The sequence below is a fragment of the Rhodococcus sp. AW25M09 genome, assembly GCF_000333955.1.
Taxonomy (GTDB): Bacteria; Actinomycetota; Actinomycetes; order Mycobacteriales; family Mycobacteriaceae; genus Rhodococcoides.
In genome coordinates this window covers 6,684-26,263 of record NZ_CAPS01000109.1, presented here as the reverse complement: position 1 = coordinate 26,263, position 19,580 = coordinate 6,684, and the positions used below count along the sequence as shown (strand labels likewise).

Genomic DNA, 19,580 nt, shown 5'->3' with positions numbered 1-19,580 from the left:
ATTCGTCGTTCCCACTGTCACCGGCCCAATTGGGAATGTGGTTCGCGCAGCACGTGGACCCCTCGGTACCCGCGAACATCGCCCAGTACATCGAGCTGCGAGGCGAACTCGACGTGGAGCTCCTGCGCCGAGCCTCGTCGCAGGCTGCGCTGGAACTGCAATCCGGATTCGTGCGGCTCCTCGAGGTCGATGCCGAGCCCCGACAAATCGTCGACCCCACTCTCGACGACTCCCTGAACTATCTGGATCTGCGCAACGAAGCCGACCCTCGTGCGGCAGCGCTGGAGTGGATGCACGGCGACTACAGCGCGCCGATCGACATTCTCCGCGACCGACTGATCGCCGCTACCGTGCTACGACTCGAGGACGATGTCTGGTTCTGGTACGAGCGCGTGCATCACGTGGTGCTCGACGGTTTCGGTGCCGTCACCTTCATGAACCGCGCGGCGGAGCTCTACACGGCGGAGGTGGAGGGCACCGAGCCGAGCAAGAATTTGGCTTCGGATCTGACCAAGGTCTACGACATCGACGTGGCGTACCGAGACTCGACTCGCTTCGACGCGGACCGAGAGTACTGGGCGTCGCGTATCGACGGCATCGACGGAGTCACCACCCTCGCCGGGCACACGGCCGCACCCGCAGCGAAAAGCCAGATCGACAGCACCGGTCTGTCCGCCGAGACCATGGAACGGCTCGAAGCTCTGCGGGTAGAGACCGACACGACGATGGCGACCATCGTCATCGCCGCGTTCGCCGCGTATCTCGCCCAGATGACCGGCCGCGAGGATGTCGTGCTCTCGCTCCCGGTGACCGCGCGCACCACCGCGGTACTGCGCCGCTCCGGCGGCATGGTCTCCAACGTCGTGCCCCTGCGGCTCGACGTGGCGGGGGACACCACCGTCGAGACGTTGCTCGCACGCGTCAATGCCGAGGTTTCCGGTGCGCTGCGACACCAGCGATACCGGCACGAGGACATCCGCCGCGACGCCGGCGGTGCCAGCGGACAGGCATCGTTCTTCGGCCCGTGGGTCAACATCATGCTGTTCTTCGGCGAGGTGCGCCTCGGATCGATGGTCGGCGGCCTCAACATTCTTTCGACCGGCCTCATCGAAGATTTCGGGCTGAACCTCTACAAGAGCGTTGCCGGGTCCTCAACGCACATCGACTTCGAGTCCAATCCGAACCTGTACGGGCCGGAGCAGGCCGGGCGCAACCACGAGCGATTCGTCGATTTCATCGACCGGTTCGTGGCGTCCGGACCGACGGACCGGGTGTGGGATCTGGCACTGACCGACGGTGTCGAACGCGAACTCGTCGTGGCCGAATGGAACTCCACCGATCACGAGACGGTCCCGCTCACACTGCTGTCTGCATTCGAGGCTGCTGCGTCGGCGCAGCCCGACGCGACCGCCCTGGTGTACGAGGGTGAGGCGCTCACCTACGGCGAACTCTCGGCTCGCGTGAACGGTCTCGCTCGCCATCTCATCGACATGGGCGTCGGCCCGGAAACTCTCGTCGGGCTCTCGATCCGCCGTTCGTTCGACCTCGTCGTGGGCATGTATGCGATCGTGGCTGCCGGTGGTGCCTGGGTGCCGATCGACCCCGATCATCCCGCCGATCGGACGGCGTACATTCTGGACTCCGCACAGCCGCGCTGCGTACTGATCTCATCGCGCGACGACGTTGTGCTCCCCGAGGGAACCGAGACGGTAGCGGTCGATCTCGTCGACTGCCCCTCGCGGTCTGTGGAGCCGGTCCTGGACGTCGAACGCTCTGCACCGCTGCGGCTTTCGAACACCGCCTATGTGATCTACACGTCCGGTTCGACCGGAAAGCCGAAGGGTGTTGCGGTCGAGCATGCGGCGATCCACAACCAGATGGAGTGGATGCTCTCGGAGTACCCGATGGACAGCTCCGATGTCTATCTGCAGAAGACGGCCACCACCTTCGACGTCTCGCTCTGGGGCTTCTTCCTCCCGTTGCGGGTAGGCGCGACGATGGTGCTCGCGACTCCCGACGGACATCGCGATTCGGTGTACGTGGCGAACAAGATCGCCGAACATCGCGTCACGGTGACCGATTTCGTGCCGTCGATGCTGACGGTGTTCGTCGCCAACGCGCCTGTGAACACCTGCAGTTCGCTGCGGCACGTGTTCGTGATCGGTGAGGCGCTACCGGTCGAGACCGCCGCGTCGTTCCGCTCGTTGAGCCGAGCGGGGCTGCACAATCTCTACGGTCCCACCGAGGCTGCCGTCTCGGTGACCTACCACCCCAGCAGCCCACAGGACACCCGCACCGTTCCCATCGGTGTGCCCGAGTGGAACACGAAAGCGTTCGTACTCGACAGTCGGTTGCGCCCCACCCCGATCGGCGAATCGGGCGAACTGTATCTCGCCGGCGTCCAGCTTGCGCGAGGCTATGTGGGTCGACCGGATCTGAGCTCGGATCGCTTCGTGGCCAACCCCTTCGGTGTCGGCGGGGAACGGATGTACCGCACCGGTGACCTCGTGCGTTGGCGCAGCGACGGGGTGCTGGACTACATCGGCCGGACCGATTTCCAGGTCAAGTTCCGCGGCCAACGCATCGAACTCGGTGAGATCGAGACGGTTCTGCTCTCTCACGAATCGATTTCACAGGCAGTGACCCTGGTGATGCAAACGGTCACCGGTGACCAGTTGGTGGCCTACGTCGTCGCGAGTCCGGGACGATCGATCGAATCTGCCGCGGCGATCGAATTCGCAGGACACGCGCTGCCCTCGTACATGGTGCCGGCAGCGGTGCTCGTCCTCGACGCTCTGCCGCTCAACACCAGCGGGAAGCTGGATCGAAAAGCGTTGCCGGAACCGGTGTTCAGCAGTGCGAAGAAGTACCGGGCCCCGCAGAGCCGCGCGGACTACGTGGTCGCGGGTATCTACGAGGATCTGCTCGGTGCGTCCAAGGTCGGTCTGGACGAGGACTTCTTCGAGCTCGGCGGCAACTCGCTGATCGCCACGCAATTGGTGACCCGGGTCGGCAATGCGCTGGGAGTGCGACTGGGAGTGCGCGAGCTGTTCGAGGCTCCGACGGTCGGCGCGCTTGCGGCCAGGGCGGAATCGGCGGCCGGTCGCGGAGCCGGGACTCCTACTCTGGAGTCCCGAGAACGTCCCGAGCGAATTCCGCTGTCTCCTGCGCAGCAGCGCATGTGGTTCCTCAACCGTTTCGACGCCACCACCGCGGCCTACAACCTGCCGTTCTCCGTCCGTCTGACCGGTCCTCTCGACGTGGTCGCACTGTCGGCTGCATTCGCCGACGTCGTCGATCGGCACGAGACGTTGCGCACCGTGTACCCGGAGGTCGACGGCTCACCCGAACAGGTCGTGCTCACGGCGGCGCGAACACCGGCCACGATTCTGCCGGTCCGCATCGAACGCCACGAACTGGGCGGTCGCCTGCACGAATTGGTCGCGAAGGGATTCGACGTCACTGTCGACACCCCTTTCCGAATTGCCCTCTTCGAGATTTCACCCAGCGAGCACGAACTCGCCATGGTGCTCCACCACATCGCCGCCGACGGCGCGTCTTTCGGTCCGCTGGCACGGGACGTGCTCATGGCATACTCGAGCCGAATCATGGGGCGCGAACCCGAGTGGGCGCCGCTCGAGGTTCAGTACGCCGATTACGCACTGTGGCAGCGTGCGGTGCTCGGTCCCGAGACCGATCCGCTGTCTCTCGCCTCTCGCGAAATCGCCTACTGGAGCGCCACTCTGGAGGATCTGCCGGATCAGTTGGCGCTGCCGTCGAGCCGCCCTCGTCCCGCCGTGTCTTCGAACGCAGGCAGCAAGCTGCGCATCGATGTTCCGGCACGGTTGCACGCCTCGCTGGCAAACCTGGCCCGGTCGAACAATGCCTCGCTGTTCATGGTCATGCAGTCGGCCTATGCGCTGCTGCTCGCCCGGCTCAGCGGTACCACCGACATCGCCATCGGAGCGCCGGTCGCGGGCCGCGGCGAACCGGCACTCGACGACTTGGTCGGTATGTTCGTCAACACTCTGGTGTTGCGCACGGTCGTAGATCCGGCGTTGACGTTCGAGGAACTTCTGGACCGAGTTCGGGACACCGACCTCTCCGCGTTCGCACATGCAGACGTGCCGTTCGAGCGGCTCGTCGAGGTGCTCAATCCGGTGCGCTCGACGTCACGGCACCCACTGTTCCAGGTCGCGATCTCACTGGAAACAGCGATGTCGCGCGAACTGACCGTCGGTGGCCTGCGTGCGGAGGCTGCCGAATTCGACGTTCCGATCGCCAAATTCGACGTTCAGTTGTGGCTGACGGAGCAGCTCGACGACGGAGTGCCCGCGGGCATCGACGCGGTGTTCGAGTACGCCACCGACCTGTTCGATGCCGAACTCGTCGAGAGTTTCGCTCGTCGTTTCCTGGCCATTCTGGACGCTGTCACCACGGATCCGACGGTTCCCGTCGGTGACGTGGACATCGTCGATGCCGCGGAGTACGAGGCCGTGGTGTCGCGGTGGAACGTCTCGGGAGACGATGTCTCTCGTGAGCTGACGTTGGTCGACCTTCTCGATGCTGCGGCGTCGAGCGGTCCGGACACCGTCGCGGTGCGCTCCGGCGGCACGTCGTTGACGTACGCCGAGTTCGATTCGTACTCCAATCGCCTTGCGCGCGTACTCATCTCGAACGGTGTTGGCCCCGAAAGCCTCGTCGCAGTTGCCCTGCCCAGGTCGGCGGAGCTGATCGTCGCGCTGGTCGCGGTGATCAAGGCCGGCGGCGGCTACCTCCCGGTCGATCCGAGCTACCCACTCGATCGCGTCGAGTACATGCTCGACGACGCACGTCCGACGACTGTTCTGTACTCCGGTGCCGATCCCGTCGAACTACCTTCGGACCTCGAATCACGCACTGGCGCATCATTACTCGACATCGATACCGTCGAGCTGTCCGAGGTGGCGGACGGCCGCATCACCGATGACGATCGACTGCGTCCCTTGCGACCGGACAACGTCGCATACGTGATCTACACCTCGGGTTCGACGGGCCGTCCCAAGGGCGTGATGATTCCGCACCGGAACGTGGTGCGGCTACTCGCCAACACCGACGCGGTCTACGGCTTCGGTGCCGACGACGTGTGGACGATGTTCCACTCGTACGCTTTCGATTTCTCCGTGTGGGAACTGTGGGGCCCGCTGCTGTACGGCGGGACGCTGGTGGTCGTCGACTACTTCACCTCTCGGTCGCCCGAGGCGTTCCACACGTTGCTCGTCGACGAGCGAGTGACGGTGCTCAACCAGACGCCGTCGGCGTTCTACCAACTCTCCGAGGCCGACCGCATCGCGGGAACCGATCGTGGTGAACTGTCGCTGCGCTACGTGATTTTCGGCGGTGAAGCACTCGAGCAGCGGCGGCTGACCGGGTGGTTCGAGCGGCACGGGGACACAGCTCCGCAGCTGATCAATATGTACGGCATCACCGAGACGACCGTGCACGTGTCGTTTCAGGCGCTCGGCGCGGCCTCCGTCGGTACGAGCGCGTCGGTGGTCGGCAAGCCGATCGCCGGCTTGCGCGTGTACGTTCTCGACACTCGCCTGCATCCGGTTCCGGTCGGCGTGCCCGGTGAGATGTACGTTGCCGGTGGACAACTCGCTCGCGGGTACCTCGGCCGTCGCGAGCTGACGTCGGTCCGCTTCGTGGCGAACCCCTTCACCTCTGGGGCCGAGGACGGCTCACTGCTGTATCGAACCGGTGACCTCGCGCAGTGGAATGCGGCAGGCGAACTCGAGTATCTCGGGCGTTCGGACGATCAGGTCAAGGTTCGCGGTTTCCGCATCGAGCTCGGCGAGATCGAGGCCGCGGTGACGGCGCACCCGACCGTCACCCAGGCTGCCGTCGTCGTGCGGGAGGATTCGCCCGGCGCCGCGCGCCTGGTGGCCTACGTGGTCTCCGGCGCGGTGGAGGGTCGGCCGATCGTCGACCTCGAAGACCTCAGAAGCGGTATCGCCGAAGTCCTTCCGGAGTACATGGTGCCGTCGGCGTTCGTCGTGCTCGACGCGATTCCGTTGACTGTCAACGGCAAACTCGATCGTCGTGCGTTGCCCGCCCCGGTGTTCGAGGTGCGTGAATTTCGTGCTCCGACAACACCGATCGAGGAGATCGTGGCCGACGTCTTCGCGGACGTGCTCGGCGTGGAACGTGTCGGGCTGGACGACGACTTCTTCGAGCTCGGTGGCAACTCGCTGATCGCCACCCAGGTCGTCTCGCGCCTGGGGGTTGCACTCGATGCCACCGTCCCGGTGCGCATGCTGTTCGAGGCATCGACCGTGGCGATGTTGGCGGTCCGGGTGGAGCAGGCGGCCGGGGAAGGCGGACGTATCGCGCTCGTCGCCACCGTCCGGCCCGAGCGCATCCCGCTCTCGCTCGCGCAGCAGCGGATGTGGTTCCTCAACCGGTTCGACGCCGATTCCACGGCGTACAACATTCCGTTCGCCCTGAAATTGACCGGCGAACTCGACGTAGCGGCCCTGCAGGTCGCCATCATGGACGTCATCGATCGGCACGAGTCTCTCCGGACCGTCTACCCCGACACCGCGCAAGGCCCGCGGCAAATGATTCTCGATGCCGCCCAGACGGTGCCGAACCTCATGCCGATCCCCACCTCTGCAACCGATATTCAGCGGCAAGTGTTCACGCTGGCATCGACGACGTTCGACGTGACGGTCAATGTCCCGATCCAGGCTCGACTGTTCGAGATCGGTCAACGCGAGCACGTCATCGCCATGGTGGTGCACCACATTTCCGCCGACGGCTGGTCGATGGGGCCATTGGCCCGCGACATCATGATCGCGTACGCGTCGCGTACCGCATGGGAGAACCCGGCCTGGATACCGCTCGACGTGCAATACGCCGATTACAGCCTGTGGCAGCGTTCGGTTCTGGGCTCCGAGGACGACCCGCAATCGCTGATCTCCGGCCAGGTCGATTACTGGGCCGACATGCTCGCAGGTCTGCCCGATCAGTTGGATCTGCCGACCGATCGGCCGCGTCCGAATCGTCAGTCCTACCAAGGATCTTCGATTCGTTTCGAGGTACCTGCCGAGGTGCACCGCGGCCTGTCTGCGCTGGCGCACACGCACAACGCGTCGCTGTTCATGGTTGTACACGCCGCTCTGGCGGTGCTGCTGGCACGTTTGTCGGGCACCGAGGACATTGCCATCGGTACCCCCGTTGCCGGCCGTGGCGACGCGGCGCTCGACGACGTAGTGGGTATGTTCGTCAACACCCTGGTATTGCGCACCGATATCCAGCCTGAGCGGACGTTCTCCGAACAGGTCGGCCGTGCACGAGAGGTGGCACTCGGGGCCTTCGGGCACGCCGATCTTCCCTTCGAGCGTTTGGTCGAGGTACTGAACCCGTCGCGCTCACAGGCGCGGCACCCGCTGTTCCAGGTGATGCTTTCTTTCGAGAATCTCACTCGCACGCACGTGGACCTACCGGGACTGTCGGTGGACAGCGTCGCCCTCGATGCCGAGGTGGCGAAGTTCGACCTGCAGCTGACCGTCACCGAGTCCATCGGAGTGGACGGCCGCGGACAGGGAATGGCTGCCGAGCTCACCTACGCGACCGACCTCTTCGACGCCGAGACGGTTCGCGGCTTCTCCGAACGATTCGTCCGGATGCTCACCGCGGTGGTGTCCGACCCCTCGGTGTCGGTGGGAGATATCGACCTGCTCGACGACGACGAGCGCGAGCGCGTCGTCAGGGCGTGGAACGACACCGAACACCCAGTGCCGGAGCACGTGACGCTGGTCGACCTGTTCGATCGGCAGGTAGCGGAGACTCCCGACGCAACGGCGCTGGTGTTCGAGGGTGAACGGCTGACGTACGCGCAATTCGCTACGAAGGCCAATCGTCTTGCACGACACTTGGTCTCGCTCGGAGTGCAGCCGGACTCGCTCGTCGGACTCGCCGTCGGGAGAAGCCTGGAACTGTTCATCGGTATGTACGCGATCGTGAAGGCAGGTGCCGGGTACGTCCCGATCGATCCGACACAGCCCGCCGATCGCAACGAGTACATCGTGGCCACGGCAGCGCCGATCTGCGTGTTGTCCACCGCCGGCGATCACTCGGAGTTCGCCGGCGTCGAGACGATCGACATCGACACTCTCGACGTGTCCGGACTGTCTGCGACACCGCTGACCGATGCCGATCGGATCGCGCCGCTGCGGCCGTCCAACACCGCCTACGTGATCTTCACGTCGGGATCGACCGGTCGCCCCAAGGGCGTCGGAGTCTCGCACCACGCGATCGTCAACCGGTTGCTGTGGATGCAGAACGAATACGGACTGACCGCCGCCGACGTGGTGCTGCAGAAGACGCCGTCCACGTTCGATGTGTCGGTGTGGGAGTTCTTCTGGGCGTTGCAGAACGGCGCTTCGGTGGCCATCGCGGTCCCGGGCGGCCATCGTGATGCGCAATACCTGCTCGATCTCATTGCCCGCGAACAGGTTTCGGTGGTGCACTTCGTGCCGTCGATGATGTCGGTCTTCGTCCCCGAGGTGGAGCGCCGCCGGGCGTCGGGTGCCTCGCTGAGACTGGTGTTCGCCTCCGGTGAGGCGCTGGCTCCCACCACCGCCCGTGCACTGCGCCGCGCAGTGAAAGCAGTGGCACTGCACAATCTGTACGGACCGACAGAGGCCGCGGTCGACGTCACCTACCACGAGGTCACGGACGATGACTCGGACGTGATGCCGATCGGCGCACCGGTGTGGAACACGGCCGTATACGTGTTGGATTCGCGTCTGAATCCCACTCCGGTGGGCGTCGCGGGCGAGCTCTATCTCGCGGGCACCCAGTTGGCTCGCGGCTATGTGGGACGTCCCGACCTGACCGCTGACCGATTCGTGGCGCATCCGTACGCCACGAGTGGGCAGCGGCTGTACCGGACCGGCGACGTCGTGCGCTGGAACCGCAACGGAGAACTCGAGTACGTCGGGCGCTCGGACTTCCAGGTGAAGCTGCGCGGCCTGCGCATCGAACTCGGAGAGATCGAATCGGCATTACTGGCACACCGTTCGATCTCCCAATCGGTCGTGGTCGTCCGCCACGAACAACTGGTCGGATACGTCGTGCCGGCCGGGGTGTCGGTGGACACCGCGGCGGTACTGGCGACGCTGCGGGCCCGCCTGGCCGAGTACATGGTGCCGTCGACACTGATCGTCATCGACGAGTTCCCGCTCGGCGCGAGCGGAAAACTCGACCGCCAGGCCTTGCCCGATCCCGCTTTCGAGGTGACCGAGTACCGGGAACCGACGAACGACATCGAACGCACCGTCGCTGACGTCTTCGCCCAGGTGCTCGGTATCGAGCGGGTCGGCCTGGACGACGACTTCTTCGAGCTCGGCGGAAACTCCCTGATCGCAACGCAACTGGTGTCGCGGTTGGGCGTTGCGATGGACACCCGCATTGCAGTGCGGGAGCTGTTCGACACCTCCACGGTGATCGGTCTCGCTGCCCGGTTGGGCACACTGGTAGCCACCGGCAGCCGGCCTGCGCTGGTACCGCAGGAACGGCCGGAACACATCCCGCTGTCGCTGGCACAGCAGCGCATGTGGTTTCTCAACAAGTTCGACACGGAATCGGCGGCCAACAACATCCCGATCGCCGTGCGACTGTCCGGTCTACTGGACCGTCGCGCGATGCAGATCGCGGTGGCGGACGTCGTGGCCAGGCATGAATCCCTCCGCACCGTGTTCCCCGAGACCGACGGCACAGCACATCAGTTCATCGTCGACGCAGCCTCGGCCACACCGGAACTGACGCCCATCGAAATTGCGGCCGACCTGGTCGCCCACGCCATGCGTGAGCTGGCGACCACGGGATTCGATCTGTCGCAGGATCTGCCGTTCCGAACCCGGCTCTTCGAGATCAGTCCGACCGAACACCTGCTGGTGTTCGTCGTGCACCACATCGCAGCCGACGGTTTCTCGCTGGGGCCGCTGACCCGCGACGTGATGAACGCGTATGCGGCCAGGTCGATGAACCAGGATCCGTACTGGTCGCCGCTTCAGGTGGACTACGCCGACTACAGCCTGTGGCAACGGAAGGTGCTCGGCTCCGAGGACGACCCGCAGTCGGTGGTCTCGCAACAGATCGACTACTGGACAACCGCATTGGCCGGCCTGCCGGATCAGCTCGATGTGCCGTCCGACCGGCCCAGGCCCGCGGTGGCGTCGAACAGTGGTGCGCTCGTGCGTTTTTCGATCGACGAGGACCTGCATCGCACCCTGATCGATGCGGCCCGTCGCGAGAATGCCTCGCTGTTCATGCTGGTGCACACTGCACTCGCAGTGTTGCTGTCCCGATTGTCCGGCGAAACCGACATCGCCATCGGTACCCCGGTGGCCGGTCGCGGTGAAGCCGCGCTCGACGACCTGATCGGCATGTTCGTCAACACACTCGTGTTGCGCACCGAGATCGACACCGCGCGTCGATTCGATCAGGTCCTCGCCGATACCCGCGAGACCGATCTGTCCGCATTGGCCCATGTCGATGTGCCATTCGAGCGGTTGGTCGAGATCCTCAACCCCGCCCGATCCACCGCGCGGCACCCGCTCGTTCAGGTGGTCCTCGCGTTCCAGAACCTGGGCCAGAAGGATCTCGAGCTGCCGGGACTGTCGGTCTCCGGTGTCGACTTCGAGACGCTGGTTGCGCTGTTCGACCTGCAGTTCACGTTCGTCGAATCGATCGGACCCAGCGGTGGCCCGCAGGGCATGACCGTCGACGTCACCTACGCCACCGATCTGTTCGACGAGTCCACGGTCGTCACGCTCGGTGAGCGTCTGATCACAGTTCTCGAAGCGGTGGCTGACAACCTCTCCACAGTGGTCGGCGACATCGAACTGCTCGAGCCCGTCGAACGCAGTCGAGTGCTGGTCGAGTGGAACGATACCGAGTACGAGCTGGACCGGGCTCAGACTTTGACCTCGCTCGCTCGGCCGGTGGACTCCTCCTCCGTTGCATTGGTATTCGGGGACGACACGCTCACCTACGGCGACTTTCACGCACAGGTCGCACGGCTCGCGCGATACCTGATCGCACACGGAGTCGGACCGGAGAGTGCAGTGGGCATCGCCGCCCGTCGCTCGACCGAACTGCTCGTCGGAATCCACGCGATCGTCGCTGCAGGGGGCGCGTACGTACCGATCGATCCGGATCAGCCGGCCGAGCGGATCGCGCACATTCTCGCAACCGCAGCACCGGTCTGCGTGCTCACCACGTCACGAGACGCGGTGGAGGCAGCGGGGGTCGAGGTCCTCGACATCGACACCCTCGACGTGTCCGAGTTCTCCGATGCGCCGATCACCGACACGGACCGCATCAGTGCCTTGGCAGCGTCCAACACCGCTTACGTCATCTTCACCTCCGGGTCGACCGGTCAGCCCAAGGGCGTGGCCGTCACGCACGAGGCAATCGTCAACCGCCTGCTGTGGATGCAGTCGGAATACAAGCTCGGAACCGACGATGTCGTGCTGCAGAAAACCCCCGTTACGTTCGACGTATCGGTCTGGGAACTGTTCTGGCCGTTGCAGATCGGCGCGACGCTGGTCATCGCGAAGCCGGACGGGCATCGTGATCCCCAGTACCTGCTCGAGACAATGGAAACGCAGTCGGTCACGACGGCACACTTCGTCCCTTCGCTGCTCGAGGTATTCGTCTCCGTCGTAGCAGCCGAGTCGTCGCCCTCGGCCACCTCGTTACGGATGCTGTTCGCCTCGGGCGAAGCCTTGCCCGCCGAGGTCGGTGATCGCGTCCGACGTGTCCTGCCGGGCGTGTCGCTGCACAACCTCTACGGTCCCACCGAGGCGGCCGTCGACGTTACGTACCACGCCGTGTCGGCGGAGGACGTCGACCTCGTTCCGATCGGTGTTCCGGTGTGGAACACCCGAACGTACGTCCTCGACGGTCGACTGTCTCCGGTTGCTCCCGGTGTGGCCGGCGAACTGTACCTGGCCGGAGTCCAACTGGCCCGCGGATATCTCGGACGAACAGACCTGACGGCCGATCGATTCCTGCCCGACCCGTTCGGAGAACCGGGTACACGCATGTACCGCACCGGCGATCTGGTGCGTTGGCGTGCAGAGTCCTCCGGCTCCGGACGGTTGGGGTACTTGGGGCGCACAGACTTCCAGGTCAAGCTCCGGGGACTGCGCATCGAACTCGGCGAGATCGAGACCGTCCTGCGCAGACATCCGTCGGTCGAATCCGCCGTCGTTCTGGTTCGGCAGACCGCTGCCGCAGGCGATCAGCTGGTCGCCTACGTCGTCCCCACGAGCGGTGGGACCGTCGACGCCGGCGAACTGACGGACTTCGCCTCGCGATCGCTCGCGAGTTACATGGTCCCGGCTGCGACGGTCGTCCTCGACGCCCTTCCATTGACGTCCAACGGCAAGCTCGACCGTCGTGCTCTGCCGGAGCCGAACATCGAACAACGCGCCTTCCGCGCTCCGGCGACAACCTCGGAAACCGTCGTGGCAGAAGTGTTCCGCGACGTACTGGGCATCGACGTGGTCGGTGCCGACGACGAGTTCTTCGCCCTCGGCGGCAACTCGCTCGTTGCGACCAGGGTGGCGTCGCGCATCGGTGCCGCGACGGACACCACGGTCAGTGTTCGGACCATCTTCGAGGCGTCGACGGTGGCGGCTCTGGCGGCGAAGCTGGACGCACTCTCGGGATCGGGACGAAAGATTCCGCTCGTGCGTACCGAGTTGCCGGACTTCGTTCCGCTGTCGCTCGCACAGCGCAGGATGTGGTTCCTCAACCGTTTCGACGTCGATTCGGCAACGGAAAATCTGCCCGTAGCCATCGAACTGATCGGTGACCTCGACGTCGCAGCGCTGCGCTCTGCCGTGGCCGACGTGATCGAACGGCACGAATCGCTGCGCACCGTCTACCCCGAGGTGGACGGGGTGGCGTCTCAGGTGATCGTCCCCGCAGCACAGGTGGCTCCGGAGCTGGCACCGACGAGGGTCACCTCCGACGACGTCACCGCCGCCCTGACCGAGTTCTTCGTGCAGGGTTTCGACGTCACGGCCGCACCCCCACTCCGCGCCATCCTGCTCGAACTCGACTCGAACCGGCATGTGCTGGCGTTGGCCACACATCACATTGCCGCCGACGGATTCTCGATCGGACCGATGACCCGCGACCTCATGGTCGCGTATGCGGCCCGGAGTGCAGGAAGCGAACCGGGTTGGGCACCGCTCGCGGTTCGCTACGCCGACTACACCCTGTGGCAGCAGACCGTGCTCGGTTCCGAGAGCGATCCCGATTCACCGGTGTCCGGCCAGATCCGACATTGGACGCGAACGCTGTCGGGACTGCCGGACGAGAGCACGTTCCCCGGCGACCGAGTGCGTCCCGATCGATCGTCTTACCGCGGCGGCAACATTCGGCTGACGCTCGATGCGCAGACGCATGTGCGCCTCGGCACGGTCGCCCGCGCCAATCAGAGTTCACTGTTCATGGTGTTGCACTCTGCTCTCGCGGTGTTGCTCTCCCGGTTGTCGGGCGAAACCGACATCGCCATCGGTACTCCGGTCGCCGGTCGCGGTGAGGCGGCACTCGACGACGTCATCGGTATGTTCGTCAACACCCTCGTGCTGCGCACCGAGATCGATCCAGGTGCTGCCTTCACCGACCTGCTCGCCCGTACGCGCAACACCGATCTGTCGGCGTTCGCGCACGCGGAGGTGCCGTTCGAGCGACTCGTCGAGGTACTCGACCCACCGAGGTCGGCCGCGCGGCATCCGCTGATCCAGGTGATGCTGACCGTGCAGAACATGGAGCAGACCGAACTCGAGCTCCCGGGCCTGACCGTGCGCGGAGTCGACCTCGACGTCGACACGGCGAAGTTCGACATCCAGTTCACGTTCACCGAGAACCAGGCGGACGGCACCTCGGCCATCGACGTGACGTACGCCCGTGATCTCTACGACGACGACACGGCTCGCGCTTTCGGTGAGCGTCTGATCCGCGTGCTGGAGTCGGTCGGTACCGATGCCGAGCAGCCCGTCGGGGACATCCCGGTGATGGATGCGGCCGAGCGCAATCATGTTCTCGCCCTTGCCCAGGACGCACCGGCGGTCGCGGATTCTCCCGACTCCATCGTCTCCCTGTTCGCAGCCAGGGTCGCAGAGAACCCGGACGCGGCCGCCGTGGTATTCGACGGTCGTTCGCGCACCTACGGCGCCATCGACACGGAGTCGACGGCACTGGCGAAAGTTCTCGTCGCACAAGGTGTCGGCCCTGATTCCGCGGTCGCCGTCGTACTGCCCCGCACGGCGGAACTCGTGGTGGCGCTGCTCGCGGTGCTCAAGGCCGGAGGTGCATACGTCCCGATCGATCCGTCGTACCCTACCGATCGCATCGAGTTCGTGCTCGCCGATTCTCGGCCCGCCGCGGTACTGACCTGGACCGGCGTCGAGGTCGCACTGCCGCCGGAGCTGCCCAGGGTCGATATGGACACCTCGGCCGACGAGTCCGAGTTCGCAACGGACGCTCTTCCCGCGGTCACGGCCGCAGAAGCTGCGTACGTCATCTATACCTCGGGTTCGACCGGCACCCCCAAGGGCGTCGTCGTCCCGCACCGCAACGTCGTCCGCCTGCTGGCGAACACCCAGCGGCACTTCGATTTCGGTCCCGCTGACGTCTGGACTCTGTTCCACTCGTATGCGTTCGACTTCTCCGTCTGGGAGCTGTGGGGCCCGCTCACCACGGGTGGCACCGTCGTCGTGGTCGACTACTTCACGTCGAGGTCGCCGGAAGCGCTGCGCGAGTTGTTGATTCGCGAACGAGTGACCGTGCTCAACCAGACCCCGTCTGCCTTCTATCAGTTCGACCAGGCCGACCGCACGGCATCGGGCGCTGCCGAGTACGCGTTGCGCTACGTCGTCTTCGGCGGAGAAGCGTTGGAGCTGCGTCGATTGAGCGGTTGGTTCGATCGGCACGGCGATCGGTCCCCACTGCTGGTCAACATGTACGGCATCACCGAAACCACCGTCCACGTCTCGCATCGGGCGCTCGATGCGCAGGCGGCTGCGGAGGCATCGGGGTCACTGGTGGGTCGTGCGATCTCCGGGCTGTCGGTGTACGTGTTGGACCCGCGTCTCGGCCTCGTGCCGGCGGGTGTCCCGGGAGAGATGTACGTCTCGGGCGGCCAGGTGGCGCGGGGATACCTGGGTCGGCCGGACCTGACGGCGACACGATTCGTGGCAGATCCCTTCGCCGGCGACGGATCCGTGCTCTATCGCACCGGCGACGTCGCCCGCTGGTCGCCCACCGGCGAGCTCGAATTCGTCGGTCGCGCAGACGATCAGGTCAAGATCCGCGGCTTCCGCATCGAACTGGGCGAAGTCGAATCGTCGGTTCTGTCGGCTCCGGCCGTCGGACAGGCCGCGGTGATCGTGCGCGAGGACACTCCAGGTGCCGCGCGCCTGGTCGCTTACCTGGTGCCCGCAACCGGTTCCACGATCGACGTCGACGCCGTCCGAGCGTCGGTGGCCGAGCAGTTGCCCGAGTACATGGTGCCATCGGCGTTCGTGGTGCTCGACGCAATTCCGTTGACCACCAACGGAAAGCTGGACCGGCGAGCGTTGCCCGAACCGGCCGCGCGAACCCGCGAGTTCCGGCAGCCGACGACTCCGATCGAGTCCATGGTCGCCGAGGTGTTCGCCGACGTCCTCGGTCTCGACCGGGTCGGTCTCGACGACGACTTCTTCGAACTCGGCGGCAACTCGCTGGTGGCCACCCAGGTGGTGTCCCGGCTCGGTGCCTCCGCCGACACGACTGTCCCGGTCCGGGCATTGTTCGAGGCCCCGACGGTCGCGGCACTCGCCGCGAGGATCGAGCAGGGCTCGGGCGCGCGGCCGGCGCTGGTGCCCAAGCCTCGTCCCGAACGAGTTCCACTCTCGCTCGCGCAGCAGCGGATGTGGTTCCTCAACCGGTTCGACTCGGACTCGACGGCGTACAACATCCCGTTCGCTCTGCGGCTGAGCGGCGATCTGAACGTCGGCGCGTTGCAGAGCGCGGTCTCGGAGGTCATCGAGCGGCACGAGACACTGCGATCGGTGTACCCGGATTCACCCGAGGGGCCGCATCAGGTTGTCGTGCCGATGTCCCAGGTAGCAAAGACTCTCGACGTGATCGACACCGACGCGGAATCGGTGACCGCTCGGGTCCTGGAACTGTTGGCGTCGACGTTCGACGTGACCGCAGAGGTTCCGTTGAAGACCTCGCTGTTCCGAGTCTCCGACACCGAATTCGTACTGGCGATGGTGGTCCACCACATCAGCGCCGATGGTCTGTCGATGATGCCGTTGTCGACCGACGTCATGACGGCCTATGCCGCCCGGACCCGGCAGTCCGATCCCGCGTGGGCACCGCTGCCGGTGCAGTACGCCGACTACGCGCTCTGGCAACGCGACGTTCTCGGCTCCGAGGACGACGCCGAATCGATTGCAGCGCAACAAATTCACTACTGGTCTGCTGCGCTGTCGGAGTTGCCCGAGCAGATCGAGCTCCCTCTCGACCGCCCGCGTCCGGCCAGCCAGACCTTCCGGGGCAATCGCATCGATTTCCGAATCGACGTCGACGCGCACGCCCGTCTCGCGGAACTGGCTCGTGCGCACAACGCGACCGTCTTCATGTCCGTGCATGCGGCCTTCGCAGTGCTGCTCTCGCGGATCTCGGGGTCCTCGGACATCGTCGTCGGGACACCCATCGCAGGTCGCGGCGAGGCCGAGATCGAGAACCTCGTCGGCATGTTCGTCAACACCTTGGTATTGCGACTGGATGTACCGGGCGAGGCGACCTTCGGTGATCTCCTCGACGCCGCACGAGAAACCGATCTGCAGGCGTTCGCCAACTCGGATATCCCGTTCGAGCGGCTGGTCGATGTGGTCAACCCCACGCGCTCGACGGCTCGGCACCCGCTGTTCCAGGTCGGCTTCTCGTTCCAGAACTTCGCTCGCCGCGAGTTCGAGCTCGACGGGTTGGAGATCTCGGCGCTCGACGCCGAGACCGGCAACTCGCAGTTCGATCTGCATCTGATCGTGTCCGACGCCCCGCAGGGCGACGGCGCGGCAGGTGGCTTCGATGCCCTGTTGACCTACGCGACGGATCTCTTCGACGAGAGCACCGCCCGTTCACTCGTGGCCCGCTTCGAGGCCGTGCTGGCCGCGGTCGTTGCGTCGCCGTCGACACCCATCGGTGATCTCGACGTGCTGCTGGACGGCGAGCGATCTGCGATCGTCGAGGACTGGAACGACACGGTTCACGATTTCGGTGCGGTCGAAGGCGCGACCCTGCCCGATCTGTTCGCTGCAGCCGCCGAACGCGACCGCGCTGCAGTCGCACTCGTCCACGAGGACGGCGTGGTGACGTACGGAGAGTTCGCCGAGCGGGTCTCGCAGCTCGCACGTCACCTGATCGGCATGGGTGTCGGTCCGGAAGTGCCTGTCGGCCTTGCCATTCGACGCTCGGTCGATCTCCTTGTGGGTATGTACGCCATTTCGACGGCGGGCGGGGCGTACATTCCGATCGATCCCGACCAGCCGGCCGAGCGCAACGCGTTGGTCCTCGAGACAGCCGCTCCTGCGTGCATTCTGATCTCTGGGGACGTGGGTGCCGAGATCACGGATGCGGCCCCGATCGTGGATCTGGCCCGGTTCGACGCCGATGCCTACTCGGGCGCTCCGGTGGACGAGTCCGAACGCACTGGATCGCTTACTGCAGCCAACATCGCGTACGTCATCTTCACGTCCGGATCGACCGGTCGTCCGAAGGGCGTCGCGGTCTCGCACGGTGCCGTCGTCAACCAGCTGAACTGGCTGCGTGCGGAGTACGGACTCGACGAGACCGACGCAGCGCTGCTGAAGACCGCAGCGACGTTCGACCTGTCGGTGTGGGAGTTCTGGTCGCAGCTGACCTCCGGCGGACGGCTCGTCGTGGCCAAGGCCGACGGTCATCGCGACCCCGACTACCTGCTGAATCTGGTTCGCACGCAGGCGGTGACGACACTGCACCTGGTGCCGTCGATGCTGTCGATGCTCGGCACCGTCGCCGCGGGCGAGGTATCGCCGAGCCTGTGGCGGGTGCTGGCGATCGGTGAGGCACTGCCTGCAGCCGCCGCACAGGAGTTCCGTAAGCGGAACGGATCGACCGAACTGCACAACCTGTACGGGCCGACCGAGGCAGCGGTGTCGGTGACCGCGCACGCAGTGACGGACGCCGACACGACCGCGGTGCCGATCGGTGTTCCCGAGGCGAACACGACAGTGTTCGTGCTCGACTCGCGGCTGCATCCGGTGCCTGCGGGCGTCAGTGGCGAGCTCTATCTGGCGGGCGCGCAGCTGGCGCGCGGCTACTTCGGGCGCGCGGACCTGACGTCGGAGCGGTTCGTGGCCAATCCGTTCGACACCAATGGTTCTCGGATGTATCGCACCGGCGATCTGGTGCGCTGGCGGATGCCCGTCGTCGACGGAACGCCGGCCCCGGCGCACCTCGAGTACATCGATCGAGCCGACTTCCAGGTCAAGATTCGCGGATTCCGCATCGAGCTCGGTGAGATCGAAGCGGCCTTGCGGTCGCAGCCGGCAGTGGCAGATTCTGCCGTTGTAGTGCTCACCGGCGAGTCCATGGGTGACCAGTTGGTGGCCTACGTCGTCGCCCGGGCCGGCGAGGTCGTCGACGTCGCGAACGTCGAATCGGAACTCTCACATCTCGTTCCGTCGTACATGGTGCCTGCGGCATTCGTGGTGCTCGAAGCGCTACCGCTCAACGCCAACGGAAAGCTCGACCGAAAGGCGCTGCCCGCGCCGCACTTCGAGGCCGCGGAGTTCCGCGCACCGGTCACCCCGATCGAGGAGATCGTCGCGGCAACCGTTGCCGAACTGCTCGGGCTGGACCGCGCCGGGTTGGACGACGACTTCTTCGCCCTCGGCGGAAACTCTTTGATCGCAACCCAATTGGTCTCGCGCCTCGGTCAGGCTCTCGACGCGCAGATTCCGGTCCGATCGGTGTTCGCGGCGTCCACGGTGGCAGGCCTCGCTGAACACATCGCTCCGCTCGTCGGCGGCGGTGCCCGCCGAGAACTGACGGTCCGTGAGCGTCCCGATCGACTACCCCTGTCGATCGCCCAGGAACGGATGTGGACGATCAACCGCATCGACCCTGGCTCGTCCGCGTACAACATCCCCGTTGCGGTGCGGTTGACCGGTGCCCTCGACATCGCCTCCCTTCGAGGCGCGTTCGACGATGTGCTCGGACGTCACGAGATTCTGCGGACGGCGTACCCGGATTCGGTCGACGGCCCGGTGCAGCAGATCGGTGGCGTCGGCGACGTCGGGGTGGATCTCCAAACCGAACAGGTGGCACCGGATGCTGTGGTGTCCCGCCTTACCGACGTACTCGGTGCCGGATTCGACGTGACGAAGACCGTTCCGGTCCGGGCTGCGCTGCTGCAGGTCGGCGACAACGAACACGTCCTCGCCGTGGTGGCTCACCACATCGCCGCCGACGGGTTCTCGATG

Annotated in this window: 1 pseudogene; it reads left to right on the top strand. The window is 65.4% G+C overall.

Annotated features, from left to right (window positions below):
• Positions 1-35: 35 nt before the first annotated feature.
• Positions 36-19,523: pseudogene (locus tag RHODMAR_RS27700) on the top strand (non-ribosomal peptide synthase/polyketide synthase); the annotation flags it as partial.
• Positions 19,524-19,580 lie beyond the last annotated feature (57 nt).